The 21,172-nt window shown below is 46.5% G+C and carries 17 protein-coding genes; all 17 read left to right on the forward strand.

Annotated features, from left to right (window positions below):
* The first annotated feature begins 22 nt into the window (after positions 1-22).
* The 17 genes from RCO25_RS07155 to RCO25_RS07235 all read left to right on the forward strand — a co-directional run bounded on the left by RCO25_RS07155 (position 23) and on the right by RCO25_RS07235 (position 21,170).
* Positions 23-1,081: a family 43 glycosylhydrolase gene (locus RCO25_RS07155; protein ID WP_308995453.1), complete on the forward strand. Its 1,059-nt coding sequence runs from the start codon at positions 23-25 to the stop codon at positions 1,079-1,081.
* A 155-nt stretch (positions 1,082-1,236) separates the two neighbouring features.
* Positions 1,237-2,253 (forward strand): endo-1,4-beta-xylanase, encoded by a 1,017-nt coding sequence (locus tag RCO25_RS07160; protein ID WP_308995454.1) that lies wholly within the window; start codon positions 1,237-1,239, stop codon positions 2,251-2,253.
* Positions 2,254-2,304: 51 nt separating this feature from the next.
* Positions 2,305-4,932 carry a glycosylhydrolase-like jelly roll fold domain-containing protein gene (locus RCO25_RS07165; RefSeq protein WP_308995455.1) on the forward strand — a complete coding sequence of 876 codons (2,628 nt, stop codon included), beginning with the start codon at positions 2,305-2,307 and terminating at the stop codon, positions 4,930-4,932.
* A gap of 216 nt (positions 4,933-5,148) precedes the next feature.
* Positions 5,149-6,069 carry an ABC transporter permease gene (locus RCO25_RS07170; RefSeq protein WP_374992076.1) on the forward strand — a complete coding sequence of 307 codons (921 nt, stop codon included), beginning with the start codon at positions 5,149-5,151 and terminating at the stop codon, positions 6,067-6,069.
* 13 nt (positions 6,070-6,082) lie between these two features.
* On the forward strand, positions 6,083-6,967 hold the full coding sequence (locus tag RCO25_RS07175) for a carbohydrate ABC transporter permease (protein ID WP_308995457.1): 885 nt from the start codon (positions 6,083-6,085) through the stop codon (positions 6,965-6,967).
* Between the two features lie 115 nt (positions 6,968-7,082).
* Positions 7,083-8,840, forward strand: coding sequence for a sensor histidine kinase (locus tag RCO25_RS07180; RefSeq protein WP_308995458.1), 1,758 nt, complete (start codon positions 7,083-7,085; stop codon positions 8,838-8,840).
* Positions 8,837-10,441, forward strand: a complete 1,605-nt coding sequence (locus RCO25_RS07185; protein WP_308995459.1) for a response regulator — start codon at positions 8,837-8,839, stop codon at positions 10,439-10,441. Before RCO25_RS07180 ends, RCO25_RS07185 begins: the two co-directional genes overlap by 4 nt.
* Before the next feature lie 241 nt (positions 10,442-10,682).
* Positions 10,683-11,117, forward strand: coding sequence for a MarR family transcriptional regulator (locus RCO25_RS34790; protein WP_374992072.1), 435 nt, complete (start codon positions 10,683-10,685; stop codon positions 11,115-11,117).
* Positions 11,114-12,076, forward strand: a complete 963-nt coding sequence (locus RCO25_RS07195) for a lysylphosphatidylglycerol synthase transmembrane domain-containing protein (protein ID WP_308995461.1) — start codon at positions 11,114-11,116, stop codon at positions 12,074-12,076. The genes RCO25_RS34790 and RCO25_RS07195 overlap by 4 nt, the downstream gene beginning before the upstream one ends.
* Positions 12,073-13,545, forward strand: a complete 1,473-nt coding sequence (locus tag RCO25_RS07200; protein WP_308995462.1) for an alkaline phosphatase family protein — start codon at positions 12,073-12,075, stop codon at positions 13,543-13,545. Before RCO25_RS07195 ends, RCO25_RS07200 begins: the two co-directional genes overlap by 4 nt.
* Before the next feature lie 43 nt (positions 13,546-13,588).
* Complete coding sequence (locus tag RCO25_RS07205; protein ID WP_308995463.1) at positions 13,589-14,356, forward strand: glycosyltransferase family 2 protein; 768 nt, start codon at positions 13,589-13,591, stop codon at positions 14,354-14,356.
* Between the two features lie 32 nt (positions 14,357-14,388).
* The gene (locus tag RCO25_RS07210) at positions 14,389-15,951 is read left to right on the forward strand and encodes a nucleoporin-interacting protein (protein WP_308995464.1); all 1,563 of its coding nucleotides are present in this window, start codon (positions 14,389-14,391) and stop codon (positions 15,949-15,951) included.
* A gap of 20 nt (positions 15,952-15,971) precedes the next feature.
* Positions 15,972-17,054, forward strand: coding sequence for a hypothetical protein (locus RCO25_RS07215; protein ID WP_308995465.1), 1,083 nt, complete (start codon positions 15,972-15,974; stop codon positions 17,052-17,054).
* Between the two features lie 27 nt (positions 17,055-17,081).
* Positions 17,082-18,563, forward strand: a complete 1,482-nt coding sequence (locus tag RCO25_RS07220) for a stalk domain-containing protein (protein WP_308995466.1) — start codon at positions 17,082-17,084, stop codon at positions 18,561-18,563.
* Positions 18,564-18,650: 87 nt separating this feature from the next.
* A complete protein-coding gene (locus RCO25_RS07225) occupies positions 18,651-19,574 on the forward strand; it encodes an FTR1 family iron permease (protein WP_308995467.1) in 924 nt (307 codons plus the stop codon).
* 2 nt (positions 19,575-19,576) lie between these two features.
* The gene (locus tag RCO25_RS07230) at positions 19,577-20,344 is read left to right on the forward strand and encodes a Rossmann-fold NAD(P)-binding domain-containing protein (protein WP_308995468.1); all 768 of its coding nucleotides are present in this window, start codon (positions 19,577-19,579) and stop codon (positions 20,342-20,344) included.
* A gap of 136 nt (positions 20,345-20,480) precedes the next feature.
* Positions 20,481-21,170: a response regulator transcription factor gene (locus RCO25_RS07235; RefSeq protein ID WP_308995469.1), complete on the forward strand. Its 690-nt coding sequence runs from the start codon at positions 20,481-20,483 to the stop codon at positions 21,168-21,170.
* The last annotated feature ends 2 nt before the right edge of the window (positions 21,171-21,172 follow it).

Below are 21,172 nucleotides of genomic sequence, written 5' to 3' on the forward strand. Positions count from 1 at the left end.
TTATATAAAGGAAGGATCTATCATGCAAATATCGATTAAACCGGGACAGGTTTGGCTGGACACCGATGGAAAACGAATCCAGGCTCACGGAGGCTCCATATTCTACGAGAGCGATACGTTCTATTGGTACGGTGAGAACAAAGAGAAAACGACACCTGGCAGCGGGATCTGGCACTGGGGAGTACGCTGTTACTCTTCGAAGGACCTTTACAACTGGAAGGATGAGGGAAACATCATCTTGCCAGAGGAGGACGATATTGCATCTGCTCTTCACCCGACAAGCCATATGGACCGGCCACATATTATTTTCAACAAGGAAACCGGAAAATATGTATGTTGGCTGAAAATCATGGAAAAGGATCATACTCAGACGCTAACTATCCTGACTGCAGATCGACTGCTGGGACCTTATACGATCGTGAAGACAAATTACCGTCCATTAAATATGAGCGCTGGGGATTTTGATTTAGTCATTGCAGAGGACGGAAAGGCTTACTACTATTTCGAGCGGATTCATTGTGAGCTCATATGTGCGGACTTGACGTCTGACTATACCGACGTTACGGGATATTACTCCACTCATTTCCCGAATATTCATCCGCCCTTCGTTCGTGAAGCACCTGCTCATTTTGAACGTAGAGGCCTTCAATATTTAGTGACATCGGGAACGACAGGCTATTATTCGAATCCATCAGAAGTCGCTTGCGCGAGAACCTATCACGGTCCTTTCGAAATTTTGGGCAACCCGCATGTTAACGACACGACGAATACATCCTTCCGGTCCCAGATCTCATCCGTATTTAAGCATCCGCTGAAGAAAGATCTCTATATCTCGTTGGGAGATCGCTGGATTACTAATGAAGCAGGGTTTATTCCTTATGAAGATATTAAGAATGGCTTTGATCGAATGTACAATCCTGATCGAGCGGACGAGCCATTCCCTACCACGCGGACAAGCCAGCCCTATAATGCAGAAGAGAATACGAATAAAGCCGATTATGTATGGCTGCCATTCCGCTTTGACGGGAAAATGGCTTATCTGGACTGGAAAGAAGAATGGCGGACTGAAGATTACGAATAGGAAGCGCAGGCCAGCCGGATTACTTGGTTGGCCTTTCTTATACGCTGATCCCCTCGTTGTTACTTCCATGTTAGGGCAGGTACGGTTTTATAACATAGTGGTCAACATCGATTCCAGACAAGCGGGTATGCAGAATTGTAAAGGGAGGTTATTTTATGGATGCGAGGGAAATGGTTTCGCTTAGTGAAGCACATAAAAAATTTTTTCAGGTTGGTGCCTGTCTTAGTAATGAGAGCATAAAAAGACATGATGCCATCATCAAAAAGCACTTTAATTGTGCAGTTGCGGAAAACGCAATGAAATGGGGCCCAATAGAGCCAAAAGAAGGGATCTTTACATTTGCAGAGGCCGATGAAATTGTGAAATATTCGCATGATAACCAGATGGCACTTCGTGCACATGCGCCAATATGGCATATGATGGTGCCGGATGATGTATTTATGGATGGAGGCAAGCCTGCTTCCAGAGAACATCTTATTGAGCGTATCGACAGCCACACAAAGGCGTTCTGCGAGCATTTCAAAGGACAGTTTTCCAGTTGGGATGTAGTAAACGAGGCAATAAACGATTTTCCCGGGGAAGATTTGAGACAGTCCAAGTGGTTGGAATTAATCGGCCCCGATTATATCGATATAGCTTATCATATTGCAAGACAGTACGCACCCGATGTACAGCTTTTCTACAATGATTACAACGAATTTGTTCCCTATAAGCGTGAGCGCATGTTGAAACTAGTAAAAGGGATGTTAGACAGGGGAGTACCGCTTGATGGTATGGGATTACAGGCTCATGTCAATATCGTAGAATGCAATCTGGATGAATATGAGCGTACAGTGGAAGCATTTGCTGCCTTAGGATTACGGATCCATATTACTGAGATGGATGTCAATCCCTATTCTCTTCGGGACCGTGTATTCCCGCCATCCTCTCCAATTACCGAGGAAATGCATCAGAAACAGGAACAATTATATCGCGGAATATTTGATATCTGCCGTCGTTACTCTGATGTGGTAGACGCAGTATTGACCTGGGGTGTTGCAGATGACATGACCTGGCTAGACCGTGAGTTCTGCGCTGGACGTGAACATCAGCCCCTGCTATTTGATCAGAATAACAATATAAAGAAGTGGACAGAGCAAATTATTGAAGATGCCATGAGGTACAACGGTTAAAAGTGATAAAAAAGCATTGTGGTCACATCCACGAAAAGGAGCGAGTTGTGTATGCAATCGAAACTGTATGATGTGCTAACAGGAAACGAAGATAATTATATTTTGCCATTCTTCTGGCAGCATGGGGAAGAGGAAGAGATTCTCCGGGAAGAAATGGCTCGAATCCATGAGTCGGGAATTCGGGCGGTTTGCGTGGAATCGAGACCGCATCCAGACTTCCTAGGAACCAAATGGTGGAAGGATATAGACGTGATATTGGACGAGGCAAGAACGCGCGGCATGCGGGTATGGATCTTGGATGATGACCACTTTCCAACCGGTCATGCGGCAGGCCGAGTGAAAGAGGCGCCTACAGAGCTTCGCCGTCTCTTTTTGTCAGAAAGCCATGTTGATGCCATCGGACCACGAGATCACTCTTCGTTCATCGTATCCGCTTTGCCTTATGCACCGGGCTACAGCAACGGAGGCACATTGTTTGCAGTCGTTGCGGTTAAGCGTGATCCGGTAACGGGCGTATTAACAGAAGAGTCCATCGATTTGACTCATTTGGTCGAGAACGGAATGTTGTACTGGAACGTTCCAGAAGGGTACTGGAGGATCTTCTCGCTGATCGAAAGCGAGCATGGAGGCGACCCGGACAAGCGCGACTATGTCAATCTGCTTGTTGCGGAATCCGTCCGCATCCTGATCGATACGGTACATGAATCCTTCTACGCACGCTACCGTGATGATTTCGGCGATACCTTGGCTGGCTTTTTCTCCGATGAACCAGGGTTTTATAACGATAAAGATACATGGGACTTTAATTCCAAACCAGGAAAAAAAGGAGTCTCACTGCCATGGAGCAAGGAGATGTTCAGCTTGATGGAGTTGGAGTTCGGCTCCGATTATAAGAAGCATTTACCCCTTCTTTGGCACGAGGGAGGCGAGAGCATGTCGCGAATGCGTTATAGCTACATGAATCTGGTAAGCAGGCTTTATGCGGACAATTTCACCACACAGATTGGCGATTGGTGCCGGGAGCGTGGGGTTGAGTATATTGGTCATGTACTGGAAGATAGCAATGTTCATGCTCGGCTCGGCAGCGGCGCGGGTCACTTCTATCGGGCGCTTGGTGGACAAGATATGTCAGGACTGGATGTCGTGCTCTGGCAGCTCAGACCCGGATTTGATGATATTCCGGCAAGAGGGTTTGTAGGTGAAGGGGATTCAGAGTTTTTTAACTACGGTATGGCAAAGATGGCTGTATCGCTTGCTCATCTGGATCCGAAGAAGAAGGGGCGTACCATGGCAGAGGTGTTCGGCGCTTATGGCTGGGCGGAAGGGCTGAAGCTGATGAAATGGCTAACAGACCATATGCTTGTACGTGGCGTGAATTATTTCGTTCCGCATGCCTTCTCACCTAAAGAATATCCGGATAGAGATTGCCCTCCGCATCTCTATGCCAGAGGTAAGAATCCACAGTTTCGTTATTACAAATACTTGAATGATTATACGAACCGACTGAGTCATCTGCTGTCGGGAGGCACGCATGTTGCGACGGCGGCCGTTCTTTACCATGCAGAAGCAGAGTGGTCAGGTGACTATATGTATTTTCACAAGCCTGTTAAAGAACTGTTGAGAAATCAGATCGATTGTGATGTATTGCCGTGCGACACAATTGTTAACGAAGTTAGCGTGCGGGACGGGAAACTCGTGATGATGAATGAAACCTTTGAATGCTTGATAGTTCCGTACAGCGAGGCACTTCCAGGGAATGTGCTGACTCGTATGGTTAGTTTGGCTGAGCAAGGATTGCCCATCTTCTTCATTAACGGTCTTCCGAGCCGATCGAGCGAGGGGAAACTGAGCCCGGATCAGATTGATCTCCTCACAACGAACGAGAGAGTAGAGGTTGTTCCGCTTGAGGAGCTTGCGGATAGACTGAAAAAATCCGGCTACTACGATATCCAGCTCAAGGACAGTGAACCGTATTTACGTTCCTATCATATGAGACATTCGGACATGGACGTCTTCATGTTCTTTAACGAGCATCCGAGTCTAAATGTGGATACGGAGGTTCATCTGCCCGTTTCCGAATATGTGCAAGTATACGATGCCTATACCAATAAGGTTCTTCATTTGGATAGTGTGAAAGAGGGAGATCGTACGGCATTGAGACTCAAACTGGAGGCTTCAGAAACGATCGTTGTCATTGCAGGAGCACAGATTGGTGAAGTAGATGCACCAAAGCAGATGGTAAATGAGAAGCAAATCATGTCGATCCAAGGACCATGGTCAGTGTCAACGTCAACCTCCGAACAGTACCCGCTATTTATTCCTTGGAAAGAGATAGACAAGGTCACCGATTTAAGCAAACCAGGTCTGCTGCCTTCCTTCTCCGGGACGTTTCGTTATGAAACTAACTTGAGTTGGTCGTCAGCATCCGGTAATCGCGCCGTGATTGATCTTGGGGAAGCATTCGAAACGGCCGAAGTGTTCTTGAATGGCGTATCAGCGGGTGTTCGTATTTCCGCTCCATATCGTTTTGAACTAAGCGATCTCATCCAGGAGGGCAATAATATGCTTTCCATTGAAGTTACCAATACGCTCGTTAAGGAAACGCCTGATTTCTTCTCGCGCCTAGGTCAGCTTGAACCAAGCGGATTGTTAGGCCCTGTACGATTATTTGGTGCTTAAATGTACAAGAGACGAAAGCGCCACATCGGTTGTGGCGCTTTCGTCTGTTACGGCTCGATAGATGTCGACAATTCACTATTGAGAAAGTCGACATACTGTTAGTTACACATCGGATTGTCCCTTATGATGAGAGTATGAAACATAAGATAAGGACAAGGAAGGGATTCGCTTATGGAACAAATCACATCAACTGCCGTCCTGCAGGACACCAAGAAAATGAAAAAGAAGAAGATCAATTACAGGAAATATTCACCGCTGCTGATTATGATGATTCCCGGTCTTCTTTACCTGTTAATCAATAACTACCTCCCCATGCTGGGAATCGTTATTGCCTTTAAAGACGTGAATTTCGCCAAGGGTATTCTACAAAGCGATTGGATCGGACTCGCTAATTTCGAGTACCTCTTCAAGACTTCAGATGCTTTCATCATTACGCGGAACACCATTCTATATAATGTTGTGTTCATTGCGCTCGGAACGACGCTGTCGCTGACATGTGCGATTCTGCTGAACGAGATCAAAAACAAGGTATTGTTAAAGACGTATCAAAGTCTCATTACACTACCGCATCTGATATCCATGGTTATCGTCAGCTATCTAGTATACGCCTTGCTCAGTGCGGATACGGGGTTCATTAATAAAACCGTACTTCCGTGGTTTGGCATCGAGGATGGGATCTTGTGGTACAGCGAAGCGAAATACTGGCCCATCATTCTGTCGCTGGTGAATTTCTGGAAGGGTGTCGGCTATTCCAGCATCGTATTTTTCGCCGCTTTACTGGGGATTGACGAAGAGTATTATGAGGCGGCAAGGCTAGATGGTGCGAACCGCTTGCAGCAGATTCTCCGCATTACACTGCCGATGCTTACTCCTATCATTATTATGCTAACGCTGCTAAACGTCGGCAGGATTTTCTACTCCGACTTCGGCTTGTTCTATCAAGTGCCAATGAATTCTGGGGCATTATTCGACACAACGGCTACTATCGATACTTACGTATTTAGGGGATTAACGGGCAACGGCGATATCGGGATGTCTACGGCTGCCGGTGTTTATCAGTCCATCGTCGGATTCGTTCTTGTCGTGCTGGCGAACTATACGGTAAGACTCTATAACAAAGAAAACGCACTGTTCTAAGGAGGTGGCACATATGAAAACGGAAAGCAGAGCTTTAACATGGTTTAGTCATATCGTAATGTTCTTATTCGCGGTAGTCTGCATCATCCCGTTCATTCTACTCATTTCAGCATCTCTGACGGATCAGGATGCCATTATCGCGAATGGTTACTCTTTTATTCCTAAACAATTCAGCACCGATGCGTACACCTACCTGCTGGAAAGAGGCTCGGATATTGCACGAGCTTACGGCGTTACCATATTTATTACCGTTGTAGGAACGATAATTGGCCTGACGATCATTGCACTTCTGGCGTATCCGCTTGCTAGGAATGAGACGCCGCATCGGAATGTTATTATGTTTATCGTCTTCTTCACGATGCTGTTCCATGGCGGTCTTGTACCGACTTATCTGGTGTATACGCAGCTCTTCGACATTAAGAACACGATCTGGGCACTGATCGTTCCAGGGCTGCTCATGAACGGATTTTACGTCATGCTGATGCGGACGTTCTTCCAGACCACCATCCCGCCGGCATTGATCGAATCTGCACAATTGGATGGAGCGGGGGAATACCGGACCTTCTGGTCGATCGTACTTCCGCTATCAACGCCAGTAGTTGCAACAATTGGCTTGTTCACAACGATTATGTACTGGAATGATTGGCAGAACGGTATGGTCTATATTACCAAACCTGAGTATTTCAGCATCCAGAACTTGCTCAACCGAATTATGCAGGATGTTCAGTTCATCAGCACAAATATGAGTGCATCCGCAGGCGATGCCATGCAGCAAATGCCTTCCGACTCGGTGAAGATGGCAATTGCGGTTATCGGTGTACTCCCTATTCTTGTTGCTTACCCGTTCTTCCAGAAGTATTTCATTAAGGGCATTATGATCGGTGCCGTAAAAGGCTGATCATAGCATGCCATACGTCCGATACGCCATAACTGGAATCATTCCGGTTGTGGCGTTTGGTTTTACTTGCTTGTATGATGAGGTAAAGAGCGAGCGCGACAAGGAGCTGTAGGACATGAATCTCTTTAAATGGAATTTATCCACCAATTCATTGCGAATGAAACTAGCCTTAAGCGTAGTAATTATGACGCTGCCGCTTGTCGGCATGCTTATCTACAACAATTTCTATGCGATAAATGTCGTGCGCGAACAAGTTGCTGATTCCTACAAAGATACATTATCCCTATATATGGATCAAATAGATGTTAGCTTGAACGATGTGGATTCGTATATGAATACGATAGCCTTTGGTAATGACTTGTTGTCGATTGGCCAATCGGTGACGGATGACGAATATTATACGGCGAAAATCTTTATGTTCAAATCACTATCCAAAGACATTGCTTTGTATCGTTCAGTAAACTCGTTTTTTGTGTATGAGGAGAAAAGACAAGAATATATGGATATTCCCAATACCTTCAATTTTTCAAACGAGGAGAAAGAGAGCGTTAAAAATTATATCATCGAATTGATTCAACATCAGGCGATTGTAAAAGGAAACTTAACGAAAAGATGGCAGTATTACCAGATTGGAAATGATCATTACCTAATCGATATCGTCCAAGCGGGAGATGCTTATCTTGGCGCATGGATTAGCATGGATACGTTATTGGCACCGCTCCGGTCTCTTAAAATGGGAAAGGAAGGCGAGATCCTGTTCGCTAATGATCAGGGTGAACCTATTACGGATACGACCATCGTACAAGATTATGGAATTGAGCTCCATCAGAACTTGACGGACTATTATTTGTCCGGTTCGAACAAGAAATTTCTTGTTGTAGGCGAGCACTCCAATCGAGGGAATTTCAGCATGATTACCCTTATTCCTGATAAGAACATCTTAGCTAACCTTCCGTATCTTCAGCGGATTATTTGGATTATTACAATCGGATCGATGTTTTTTATCCCGATTGGTCTTTATTTGATGAGACGAGCGTTCCTGACTCCTATCAGCCGAATGTTGCTTGCCATGAAGAAAGTGCGTGGCGGCAATTGGAGCACGCAGGTCGATATGCAGAAGTCGTCAGATGAATATATTTTGCTGGGCGAATCATTCAACGCTATGATGACCGAGATTCAGAAGCTTCGCGTCAACGTCTTCGAAGAACAATTGAATAAACAGAGAGAAGAGTTGCAGCGTTTGCAACAGCAGGTGAATCCTCACTTCTTCCTTAACGCTTTGAACATTGTTTTTAATCTAGCCAAAGTTAAGAACTTTGAATTAATAATGGAAATGACAGAGGCTTTAATACACTATTTCCGTTTCCTGTTCCGTAGTACGACTTCGTTTGTGAAGCTTAGTGATGAGCTTGAACATACCCGTAACTATCTGAATATCCAGAACTTGCGTTTCCCCGGCCAACTGGCCTGGGTCATCGATGCTCCTTATTATTTAATGGATACTCCTGTACCGCCTCTTATCGTGCAGTCGTTTGTCGAGAATTCCATTAAGCATGCTGTTACAATGGATGACGAACCTATCGATATAGCCATGCGGATCAAGTTCTTTGATGAAGAGAGCGGTTCGAGGATGAAAATAACGATTAAAGATACAGGATGCGGTTTCAACAATCGGGTGCTTGAGGAATTACAAGCAGGAAGAAGCGTCCAGAATGATAAAGGCGAGCATACCGGTATTTGGAACGTTCAGCGCCGTTTAAGCTTGCTGTATGACGAGACCGTATCCGTTCAATATTATAATGATAAGGAAACCGGCGGCGCGGTAGTGGAAATGATCCTTCCTACCAATCCGAAAATGGAGGAAATGTCATGACTTATCAAATGCTCCTTGTTGACGATGAAGTTCATGCTATAGAGGGCGTGAAATCAGATCTTGATCTGAACAAGCTGGGAATCTCGGGATTGTTTACGGCCTATAGTATGAGGAAAGCGATGGAGATCTTCGAGCGAGAGAACATTGATATTATGATCTGCGATATTGAAATGCCTAAAGGCAGCGGCTTGGAGCTGTTAGCATGGGTCCGGGAGCGTCATCCGAATACGGAAACAATCTTTCTGACCAGCCATTCCGATTTCAAATATGCGAAGGAAGCGCTGCAGCTCGGGAGTCTCGATTATCTGCTTAAGCCCGTGCGCGCCGCCGATTTGGAACAAGCTATTCGCAAAGCACAGAGCGTGATCGATCGGAACACCGAAATCAGCAGGAATAGCGTTTCTCATCAACTATGGATGAAACATCATTCCCTGATCATACAGCATTTTTGGCTTAATCTTATCAATCACTCGACAACCATTCACCCGGCTGCGGTCCGCGAACAGATCACGCGTCATCATATTCCGATTTCGGAAGATTCACTGTTTCTCCCCATTTTGATTTCCGTTCAAAGATGGAACAAAGCGCTCAAGCGCAGTGACGAGAAGATTCTGGAGTATGCGCTTAAGAATACGGCCGAAGAAATTATCATTAGCCATCATGCGAACGGCATTTGTTTTCATCTTGACCGTGGGATGCTTCTCGTCATCGTTTCTGCCGATGGCGAGACGAATGAAGCTCTTAAACAAGTACATGAAGCTTGCCGTAATTATATTGATGCTTGTAATCGGTATTTTTACTGTGATTTATCTTGTTATTGCGGTGGGCCCGTCCAAGTCCATGAGATGGCAAACATGGTGGCGGATTTAAGGGCACGGGACCGAAACAACGTCGCTTTTGTTAACAAAGTTCACTTCTATCAGGATGCCAAACAGGCCGACCAGCTTATTTCATTGCCTAATTGGAGCGTATTGTCTTCCCTGCTCAAGACAGGTACGAAGGAATCTGTGATTCATGGCGTTGAAGCGTTTCTTGCAGATCTCGTACGGAATGAAGGGCTGAACGCCAATTTTTTACATCAATTTAACCAGAACTTTATGCAGGCGATTTACTCCTACTTGAACAGTAGAGGGGTTCATGCCCACCAGCTATTTGGAGATGAAGAATCGAGAAGAATCTCGGAAACCGCAGGCCGCACCATAACAGATATGTTGGTTTGGGTTAAACATGCCGTCAGCAAGGCGATGAATCAAGCGGAAGCGGTGAAGGAAACCGACTCTGTCGTTCAGACAGTCAAACGATATATTGCCCTTAACATTGACCAAGATCTGTCTCGAGAAACGGTTTCCGAACAGGTATTTCTGAATCCTGATCATCTGACAAGACTATTTAAGAAGGAAACGGGCCATACCATAACCGATTATGTCCTGTTGGAAAGAATCAAGCTGGCGAAGGAACTGTTGACCCAAACGAACATCCCCATTAGTTCCATTTCATCATCCGTTGGGTATTCGAATTTCTCCCATTTTACAAAAGTATTCAAGAAATATGCGGAAATGGGGCCAACGGAGTACAGAAGCCAATTCCGTGATCATAAGTGAGTATCAAGCCAATAAATGGCAGGTTGTAATAACTATCCAAAACACAAAAGCCGGTAATTCCTTGCGAAGGAAATACCGGCTTTTTTTGTCTGCAAAATTACATGGTTAATCATTTCCATCATTAACGATTTTGAATCTATGTTAAGGCAAGCTATACGGCTAATTTTAATAGATGGTAAAAATATTTCATTTTCACATCATTCTCTCATTTTCATTAGATATAATTGCAAATGACTTCGGAATGATTATCATTATCAAGCAGATAATAAAATATGACCCAAAACGGTTTGCATCGGAGGATGGTGGTGGAGAGTTGGACGTTCAAACTAGGTACAAGTCCGGAAAGTATCATCGAAACGCTAAATTGAAACACCGGTCACAACGAAGCAAATATAGAGTACTCGGAATCCTGATTGAACGAGGAACCCTAACGTCCGAGGAACTCGCGGTGCTTCTGATGATGCCGGCCCCATCCTTGAGCAAAGTGACCCAAAGTCTAACCGTTAGCGGATTAATAGCGAGGGCTGAGAAGGACGACCAATTTATTGTCATTACAGATAACGGAGTACGGGTCTGGGAGGAGGCGAACCGTGATTGGCAAAAGTGGTTGGAACGCTACCCGGATCTCGTTTTCACTCAAGAACCTGAACCGTCGAACGGCGCCAACGCGGGATGATGAGAAAACTCAGCGGATTCGCCGGTCTTATCCTCTTCATTGTTTTTTTGCTGCTAAGCTGGCGGTTGTTCGACCTGCATCAACTGCTTGAACGGTTACGCATTGTACTCGTTCAGCCGGGATGGCTGCTATTCATGTTTGTCGTTTATCTTTTATCTTTTGTTCTCAAAGCAGCAGCCTGGCAGGCGTACACAGGCCGTGAACACGCAATCGGAATGTACTTGCATGGCATTTTTTACAGCTTACTGTTCAATCACTTGCTGCCAATCAAGGTCGGTGATCTTGTACGCACAGGCGTTTTAATGAAGAAGGCGAGTATGAGGTGGGATACTGCTCTCCACTCCGTCGTGATTATGCGTTTGACGGACTTACTTGTGCTAGGAACGATATCGGCCATTGGCATGCTGTGGTTTGGAATGAAGATGTCATGGCTAGCGTTTGCTGTCATGGCAGCATTGGTCATTCTTGCAGGAGTTGCTTTGAGATGGTTTCCGATTCGGCGCTGGCCATTTGCCAATCGGCATTGGGAGCAGCTCAAGTCAATCGTTATGTCAAGGCAAGGCCCTTATATCCTAGGTCTTGTTGCCGTAAGTTGGATACTGGAAGCGGTAATCTTGTTCGGTATTGCCCATATGGGAGGCATACAGTTAAGCGCCGCTTCATCCATTTGGGCCAACAGCGTTACAATCGGAGGCCAAATCTTTCATGTTACACCAGGTGGGATAGGTACCTATGAGAGTACGTTAAGCGGCTCGTTGGCGGTGCTTGGAGTTAGCTGGGAAGAAGCCTATACCACCGCTTTGCTGACACATACATTTAAATTCGCTGTGGCCTTTATTTTGGGTTCCTATTCTTTGATCCGAATGCCGATTGGTTTGCGCGAAGCCAAGGAATGGATCCAAATACAGCGAAAGCCTTCCCTAAATACGAATCATGCGCGTGAAAGGACATCCTTATGAAACAAGCTTCGCCTTTTGAGATTGTAGCGGCTAGATGTTGGAACCTTCTGAATGAGGGCAAACCGTTTACGCCGATTTTTGCCACATCCGTATTCTTGCTGTATCGGTCTGATCAGTGGCTGGACAGTCGTTTTTGGACAGGTACCGGCTTAAGTCTTCTGCTGATATTACCTTTGTTTTTTTTATTCTATTATTTCGATTTCCCGCTTTTTCTAAGGAATTACTTATGGTTGCCGCTTGTAGCTTCTTTACTTTTATGGGAACCCCAAAATCTTTCCCTTCATGCGGCGGCAATCGGATTGTATTTCTTCTTCACCGTGTTCTTCTGGGGAACGTTTTATTACCGAATGCGGATCGGAACGTCATGGTGGAACTTTAAACGCTTCTGGAAGCTTGTGCTCAAGAACAGCGATTCGACAAGCGGTAATGCACAGGAACAACTGCCTAAGCTGCTGCTGCTCTTGTTATTGTGGAATCATTTTTACAGCTTGCTGATTCCTTCGTCAGAAGTCCCTTGGCCCACTGCCGGGTTCGCGGATGCTGTTATTTTATTGGGCATTTTCACAGCGTGCTTGTGGCTATACAGCTGGATTCTGCATGCAAACCTTTTTGATTGGAAACCCAAAGAGACAACATTATACACAGATGGGCCTGATATGACGGGAAAGGCCACCAATGAGAAGGCCATCGTGATTGTCATTGACGGTATGCGCAAGGAGCGCTTTGAAGAAGCCGATGCTCCGTTTCTGAAGAAGCTGCGGTCGGAAGGAACAGAGTATACGCAGATGGAGACGGTCTATCCCGCAAGAACGGTCGTTTGTTTTTCATCCATGTTTACCGGTGCCCATCCCAAAGACCATGGTATACGTTCCAATATGGTTTGGAAGCTGGGAATTCGGGTGGAAAGTATTTTCGATTCGCTGCGGAAGGTTGGGAAGCGGGGGCGCTTGCTTGGTATTGCCCATCTGATTGACTCCATGGGCGACGATGTGGAAAGCGTGACTGCCGTTATGCACAATGACAAAGCTGACCGCAATATCATCGACCGCTCCAAAAAGATAATGGCCGAGCAGAATCCTGATTTGTTCGTCGTTCAGATGATTGCCGTTGACCAAACCGGACATAGCATGGGTGTGCTGTACGATGAATATTTAGAGAAAATCGCCGAGGCTGACAGGTTGGTTGAGGAGTTTGTCGGTTGGCTGACAGATCAAGGCATGATGGAAAATACAACGCTTATCCTTTGCGCCGACCACGGTCAGGCTGACGGTATCGGCGGACATGGCCACCTGGATGAAGGAGAACGGTTTGTCCCTTTCTTCCTGCATGGTCCAACCATTCGCCAAGGCTGCAGAGTCGATGAGAGACACTCGTTAATTTCCATGGCACCAACGCTCGCCTATTTATTGGGAGCACCGTATCCAAGAGCAAGCCGCGGGCGGGTGTTGACGGATGCGTTCAAGCGTTAATACCTCAACCTCAAGGAAATGGCTTAATGAAAAGAGGAATCCCATGAAATCAACAGGTAACAAAAAGCTTGTCGTATTCATACCTGCACATAATGAAGAAGCAAACATTGCAAGCGTCATTGCTCGTGTCCCGAGAGACTTCCATCCTAAGTATGACGTAAAGGTCATCATTATTGATGATGGCTCGACCGACCGGACAGTAGAGGTAGCGAAGGAAGCGGGAGCGGATTATGTACATTCCTTTGGGGAAAACAGGGGCTTAGGGGCTGCCGTTAGAGAGGGATTGAGGCAATCCTGCCTGCTGAACGCGGATATTGGTTTGATGATTGATGCTGACAATGAGTACCCGCCGGAGCAAATTCCTGAGGTGGTCGCCCCAATTATGGATAGGGAGGCGGACTACACGTTCGGTTCGCGATTTAAGGGGAGCATTGCAGGGATGAAGCTGCATCGCAGGCTGGGAAATTATTTTTTCACGCTGCTCCAGTCCGTGCTGCTGCGCAAATGGATTTATGACGGCCAATCCGGCATGCGAGGTTTTTCCCGGGAAGCGATGGAATGCGCGGAAATCATTCATGATTACAATTACGCCCAAGTGTTAACCTTGAATCTGCTGAGGAAGGGCTTTCGTCTGCAAGAGGTTCCTATTGCCTACAAGGTGAGGACACAGGGGCAGTCTTTCATTAAATTCCGGCAATATGTCAATTCCGTCATTCCGGCTATTTATAAGGAGATGAAGCGGCCCGCTCTTCGCGGTGCCTCCCTTGCCCGAAACAGGAAAATGCAGGATACCTCGGGTCAGCAAGCGTAACGGTTATCGCAACGAGAGGGGGTCAGAGAATATTGCATCGGCTCGTTCGCCGTATATCGATAAGCGCTGCTATTATCGCCCTACTCTTCATTTTCTGCTTCAATCTGTTTTTCTCTAGTACCTTTGTACGTTCATGGGATGAGGTTGATTTTGTGCTCGCGGTGGACCGGTACGACCTGCTCGCCATGCAGCCCCATTTTCCGGGATACCCGTATTTTATTGCGGGAGCAAAGCTGGTTCATGAGTGGGTGACTGACCCGGTCCAATCCTTGATTATATGGAATGCGATGCTTGCCTTAAGCGCAGCGTTTCCCATTACGTTGTTAGCCAGGCGATACATCGGGCTGGTTCCCGCAGTATGGGCAGCGGTGGGCGTTCAATCTTTGCCTTATTTATGGCTTATGGGCTCACGGCCCATGTCCGAATGCGCGGGCATCGCCGTGCTCTGGTGGTATCTTTGGAGTGTCCGATGGGCTGCGGACCGTCCTAAATCCAACGCTCGCCTGGGGACCGCGTTACTATTGTTTAGCGTTCTAATGGGGATTCGATTATCCTACTTCCCTTTTGGCATTGCCTTGGTACTGCTGCTTGTTTTCCAATTTACGAGTCTTACGGACAGCCGCAATAGGCTTCGAAGATTGGTTATGGCAATTGCAGCCGCTGGAGGCGCGCAGCTCATTTGGATTGGCGGCCTAATCCAGTCCGAAGGTACGCTGCAAGGTTTCTGGAAGCTGTCCCTAGCATTTGTCTCTGGACATTTCTCCGAATGGGGTGGCGGGGTCGCAGACTCGAAGGTACCCCTCGGCACGCGCTTTGTAACGCTAATCGCCGATCACCTGATTCGCGACGTATGGTTTAGCCGTTCGTCAGCACTGGCTGTGCTTTATTTACTGCTTTTAGCTTTGATGGGCTTTGGGATGTGGAGGCTAAGAGGCTACATACGGGATGCTACTGCGGATAGGAAATTCGGCAAATGGCTGTGGGTTTGCCTGGCAGCATATGGAGTATGGGTTTTATTGGGCCAAAATATTGAAAAGCCTCGCCATATTGCGCCCATTGCTGGTCCAATGCTTCTGGTCCTTTATGCTGCAGCATTAAAAACAGCAGCATTATTAAACAGAGCTTCGGGAGATATCCGCCGGTGGAAGTGGGATAAGACAGCAGCAGCAATCTATCTTGCCTTAGCTGCCGTTATTGCCGTTCAAATCGCAGTAGGAGCTCAATTGCTAAAGCTTCAAGCCGAGCAAAAGCCTGCTGTATATCAATTGAACGACTATATGGAAGCTTTGAACCAACCGTTCGTTCTGTACACATGGGAAGAAACCCGGGTACTCCGCTATTTAAAGGCCGGATATGAGCATCGAAAAATTTTGACATTCGATTACTTTCATTCCTTATCGCAGACGGGGGCTAGGCAGCGGATATTTTTGACGGATCATGTGCTAAATGGTTTTTTGCAGCAAAATGCCAATGCGGGATCACAGGTAATCCCCGTTGCAAAATTTGTGTCAGATGATTTATTTGACCCGGTCTATTCCCGGATTACCCTTTACGAATGGATTGGATCAAATGAGCTCCAAATGGAAAAAGAGTAAGGCAGAAGGAGTGTGTTCAAGTGTCAAGATGGTTTCGAAGCGGGCTGGCGGTGGTTGCCTTATTATTATGGCTATCTCCAGCTCAGGTATCGGCGTACTCCTATGGGGATGCGAATACGGAGGATGTTGCCGAGACTTTTAAGATCATTGTCGGTGCAGCAAGCGGGAATAAGCCGGATTGGAAAGTGGTCGAAGAGACTCACAAAGTAAGACGTTCGGAGATCAAATCGCATTTTGGCGAATCCGTTGCGGTCACGCTGGACAAGAACATTGAAGCGAAGGATAGCAAGCTTCTGACGGCTAATTACAAGGCCGTTCTCGTTATGAATTTGGACCGCCGCTTCACGTATGCGTTGAAGGATGTAAGTGACTATGCCGGAGCCAAGCTGCTTCTGGCCAAAGCAAAGGCAACCTTCGATACGTTAGCGCCCTATATGTCATCTGGTACGGATGACATCAACGGTGCTTTCGAAGAAGCCTTGGAAGCGCTCGGAAATCCCGGCTTGTTCGGCGTAGGGGAGAAGGAGGTCGATCCGGAAACCTTTAAACAAAAGGTAAACTTTATTTACGGGAAGGTTAAACCGCAGTTTCCTTACAAGGCTTATGTCAAGCCGCCGGTTGCGAAGCCAAACGAGGAGAAGTCCGTCAAGGAACCGGCAGCAACGCAGAAGCCTTCTCCAACCAAGGCGCCTACTGCTGCCGTTAAGCCTTCGCCGAGCGTGAAGCCGAGTCCCGCCCAAGAGGAAGAGGCAGCCGCTTCGCCAACGCCTAGCACGGCTCTAAGTCCAGATCCGGAGGAATTGGCATCGGCTAGCCCTGAGGCAGAACCAACGTCTGAGGTGCCAGTAACCGAGGAGACAGGGGGTGAGACAGCGACATCCGCCGAATCTGGCAGTGAGGACGCATCGGAGCAAGTGTTAGAAGAGCCGATATCCTCTGATGGGGCGGTTGCTGCATCTGAACAAGCAGCGCAGGAAGAAGGGCATTCTCCGATGGAGCGAACCGATAAAACAAATTCCTTGGTAACGGTATTCGTTATCGCAGGGGTAATTATCGTTGGCGCTGGTGTCATATGGTTTATTCGCAAAAAGGGCTTAATGTAAAAAAAACTAATTTTAGGAGAGATGAAATTGCGTAAATTATTATCCTTAGTACTCAGTTTGACTTTGGTATTTTCTTCCGTCTTGATGCTGGCTTCCGTTGTCAGCGCAGAATCTAAATTCAAAATCACGGAGGATGCGGATATCGCCGCAAAAATAAAAGCCTTTACGGATATCAAAGCCTTATTCACGGACAAGACGGATCTCAATGCGGTTAAACAATTTTACGTGAATCAGTTCCAAACGGATGTTAAACGCATTGACGCAACAATCAAGCCTGACGATCCTAAGATCGATGAGAATATTTCTTTCGTGTTAGACAATGCCATTAAAGGAACGCTTAACGTGGCCCAAGCGAAGCAAGCCGTAGACAAAGGGCTTCAATGGTACTTCTACTTCAGCCTGCGTGACTTGATCAGCAACAAGGTCAGACCGGCATTGGCGAAAGAAGATTTTAATACCGCTACGACTGAATTCTACAAAGTCGTGCAAATTTATGAGGGAGTTATTCAGAGCACGGTAACCAAACGCGATGGCACTTATGGACTGGACATGACCGGTATTTTGAAAGGCACGATCGAGCAGCTGCTAGCGGATCTTGCAGAAAAAGACGCCAATGATTTCAACGTACACCGTCAAGTTTTGGATAAAACCATTATTAAAACCTACGCACTTGCAACCTTTACTTATGCGACGAATATCCCGACGAAGCCTGCTGCTGATCAGCCTGCTGCCGTTACGGAAGGCTACTTCCTTTACCTCCCTGTATACACCTATTTAAGAGGTGGAAGCGTGGAGGATGCTAATTACGTTTTGAATGTATTCGCATCTGGAGATGCTAGTAAGGTAGATAAAGATAAGATTCAGGCTGCGCTTCAAAGAACGATGATTGGTAAAGTATCGGAATACGTAACGAATGCCTATACGAAATTAGCTGACGGTGATCTGCAAGGCGCACGCGGTTATGCAATGGAAGGGAATATGTTCTTGTCGACGCAGGAAGTATTCTTTACGAAGGAAGAATATGCGGCAGCCGCGGCGCATGCGCAGCAGTTCGCTGAAGCAATCGACATGTCGGATCTTGCGAAAGCAAAAACAGCTTCCTTTAAGATGCTGAAGTATCTTGCAGCCAAAGACGGCACTCAAATTTCAGTCAATGTAAAAACGTATAAAGTTGACGGGCAGTCCCGTACGGCGGCCAGCGCTCCATTCATCAATAAGAAGACTTCCCGCACACTGGTTCCCGTTCGCTTAATTGCGGATGCGATCAATGCAGAAGTTAGCTACGACAATAGCACGAAGACGGTTAGCATTGTGAAAGACGGCAAGAAAACTGAACTGAAGCTTGGTTCTGATCAAATCATCCAAGACGGTAAACTTAACGAAACGCTTAAACTCGATCAGCCGGTCGTCGTGGACAAAGGCAGCTCATTTATTCCACTGCGTGCGGTCGCTGAATTGTTCGGAAAAGGTGTTTTTTATGATAAGGGTGAAATCATTATTCTCAGATAATTCATAATCTCTTTACGGGAGACGCCTGCGCTTAAAACGCAGGTGTCTTCCGCTATTATATTTATCTTATGGAGTGGGGGCTTAAGGATGAATTTGCAGTCCTTTTTAATTACGTTTCGCGAAGCGCTCGAAGCGATTTTGATTGTTGGGGTTATCATGACCTATTTAAAGAGGATCGGCCAGACACAGTGGAACAAATGGGTATGGGTTGGCGTTATCCTCGCGTTGGCAGCAAGTTATGGCACTGCTCTGGTGTTCCAAACGGTGCTAACCGGATTCGCAACGATGGGCAGCCAAAATTACTTGAAAATTGGTATTATGCTCGTCTCATGCGTACTCCTGTCTCATATGGTTTTATTCATGAGCCAGCAGAGCCGCAATTTACAGGGACAGGTTGAGAATAAAATATCTGCAATTCTCACCGTCGGCGGGGTGATGAATATGATCATCCATTCGTTCCTGGTCGTTGTAAGGGAAGGCGTGGAGACCGTATTTTTCTTCGCTGCGATTACCGGCGGAGATATTCAACAGGCGCTTCAAAGCTGGGGAGCATTGTTTGGCCTGATATTGGCCTTCGTTGTCGGTTATTTGTTTTTTAAAGGTACCAAAAGAATTCAGCTTAAAACTTTTTTCCGGATCACCAGCATATTCCTCATGATGATTGCAGGAGGGCTTCTTGTACAGGCTGTCGGGATCATGCAGGATATTGGAATAATGGGCACGGTTTTCAAAACGCCTGGCGGCGAGGTTGGCGAGATCTATAACCTTACGGCTATCATGCCTGAGCATCCTCTGGACGAAACGCAGCATATTCGCGATACCGGCGAACGCCCTTTGATAAACGGACAAGTCGGAATTTTCTTTAAAGCATTCCTCGGCTATACACAGAACCCGTCCGTTGAAGAATTTGTCCTTTACTGGGCATTTTATCTGATTATTTTCATTCTGCTAGGTTTACAGAAAAAGCGTTACATAAACATGCAGTCTACAGAGTCGATAAAGGGAGTGTGAACATGTTGAAAATCGGAATTATAGGTTTTGGCCATGTCGGTAAAGCGATGTATAAGCAATTTTCGAATGCGGTCGTTTATGACGGTCCCTTAGGCATTGGAAGCAGGGAGGAGCTTACCGGCTGCGATGCCGCTTTCATATGCGTGTCTACGCCGGAAGCGCCGGACGGCAGCTGCGACACAGCGCAAGTGAAGGAAGTTCTTTCGTGGCTTGAAGCCTCGGTTATTATTATTCGCTCTACCATCCCTGTTGGTTTCACCGACAGTCAGATTAGGGATACGGGCAAGCGGATTGTCTTCCAGCCCGAATATTACGGAGAAACGGCTGCGCATCCGTTTGCTGACCTCAATGCGAGAAGTTGGTTGACGCTGGGAGGTTCAGCAGGGGATGTCAATTTGGCTGTAAAAGCCTATCAAAGCGTATGTAACGCAGAGGTTAAATTTGTTCTGACGGAGGCCCGTACCGCGGAACTGGCCAAATATATGGAAAACTGCTATTTGGCATTGAAGGTCGCTTTTTGCAACGAGTTTTACGATATTGCCGAAGCCTTTGATGTCGATTACTCCAGACTGAGGGAAGTGTGGCTGGAAGATCCGAGAATAGGCAGAAGCCATACCTTCGTATATGAGGACAATCGCGGTTTCTCGGGGAAGTGTCTCCCTAAGGATTTGAACGCGATTTTGCATCAGGCGGATGAGAAAGGCTTAAATGTAGGGTTAATGCACGCTCTGCGGTCGAGAAACGAACAGTTTATGAAAAACAATGATTGATTGGTGTACGTTTTTCGAATAGAATAGACTCATATATAATAATGATAATCATTTTCAATTAATGGAAATAAGCCCTATAATCATGTCGCGGTCAGCATTAGGACATGGCTTTAGCCTTGCGGGAGGAAAAGGCGTAATGAAAAAAGTATTGCTGATTGAAGACGAGAAAAATATGTCGCGATTTATCGAGCTTGAGCTTCAGTACGAGTCTTTCTCAGTAACCGTTGCTTCTGAAGGCAACACAGGACTGAACTTTGCGATGTCTGAAGATTGGGATATTATTCTCCTCGATATTATGCTGCCTGGGATCGATGGACTCGAGATATGCCGGCGGGTTCGTTCTCTTAAACACACCCCGATTATTATGCTAAGTGCGAGAGACAGCATATCTGAACGTGTATACGGATTGGATTGCGGAGCCGATGATTATTTGCCAAAACCATTTGCCATTGAAGAGCTGCTGGCACGGATGAGGGTAGTCTTCAGAAGGCAGCATGAAGCGTACAAGGAACAGGATAAGGATCGGCTGCCCATCCTGGCTTACCTTGATTTGACTGTAGACCCGAATAGGAGAATGGTTACCCGAGCGGGTTCGCCAATAGACCTGACCAAACGGGAATATGATTTGCTCACGGTGTTTTTAAGCAATACAAACCGGGTGCTTGACCGCGAGACATTGCTTGATAAAGTATGGGGGTTTGAGGTAGCGGTTGATACGAATGTTGTGGACGTGTACGTCAGGTATTTGCGCCGCAAGATTGATTATCCCGGTGAAACCAGCTACATACAAACCTTGAGAGGCATTGGTTACGTGATGAGAAAATGAGC

The sequence above is a fragment of the Paenibacillus sp. LHD-38 genome (assembly GCF_031157315.1).
Lineage (GTDB): Bacteria > Bacillota > Bacilli > Paenibacillales > Paenibacillaceae > Pristimantibacillus.

Excerpts from the sequence above, each read along its gene's own strand:
- RCO25_RS07235 (WP_308995469.1), top strand. The coding sequence starts at position 20,481 with ATGAAAAAAGTATTGCTGATTGAAGACGAGAAAAATATGTCGCGATTT.
- RCO25_RS07160 (WP_308995454.1), top strand. The coding sequence starts at position 1,237 with ATGGATGCGAGGGAAATGGTTTCGCTTAGTGAAGCACATAAAAAATTT.
- RCO25_RS07200 (WP_308995462.1), top strand. The coding sequence starts at position 12,073 with ATGAAACAAGCTTCGCCTTTTGAGATTGTAGCGGCTAGATGTTGGAAC.
- RCO25_RS07205 (WP_308995463.1), top strand. The coding sequence starts at position 13,589 with ATGAAATCAACAGGTAACAAAAAGCTTGTCGTATTCATACCTGCACAT.
- RCO25_RS07180 (WP_308995458.1), top strand. The coding sequence starts at position 7,083 with ATGAATCTCTTTAAATGGAATTTATCCACCAATTCATTGCGAATGAAA.
- RCO25_RS07175 (WP_308995457.1), top strand. The coding sequence starts at position 6,083 with ATGAAAACGGAAAGCAGAGCTTTAACATGGTTTAGTCATATCGTAATG.
- RCO25_RS07185 (WP_308995459.1), top strand. The coding sequence starts at position 8,837 with ATGACTTATCAAATGCTCCTTGTTGACGATGAAGTTCATGCTATAGAG.
- RCO25_RS34790 (WP_374992072.1), top strand. The coding sequence starts at position 10,683 with ATGATTATCATTATCAAGCAGATAATAAAATATGACCCAAAACGGTTT.
- RCO25_RS07225 (WP_308995467.1), top strand. The coding sequence starts at position 18,651 with ATGAATTTGCAGTCCTTTTTAATTACGTTTCGCGAAGCGCTCGAAGCG.
- RCO25_RS07195 (WP_308995461.1), top strand. The coding sequence starts at position 11,114 with ATGATGAGAAAACTCAGCGGATTCGCCGGTCTTATCCTCTTCATTGTT.
- RCO25_RS07230 (WP_308995468.1), top strand. The coding sequence starts at position 19,577 with ATGTTGAAAATCGGAATTATAGGTTTTGGCCATGTCGGTAAAGCGATG.
- RCO25_RS07165 (WP_308995455.1), top strand. The coding sequence starts at position 2,305 with ATGCAATCGAAACTGTATGATGTGCTAACAGGAAACGAAGATAATTAT.
- RCO25_RS07155 (WP_308995453.1), top strand. The coding sequence starts at position 23 with ATGCAAATATCGATTAAACCGGGACAGGTTTGGCTGGACACCGATGGA.
- RCO25_RS07170 (WP_374992076.1), top strand. The coding sequence starts at position 5,149 with ATGAAAAAGAAGAAGATCAATTACAGGAAATATTCACCGCTGCTGATT.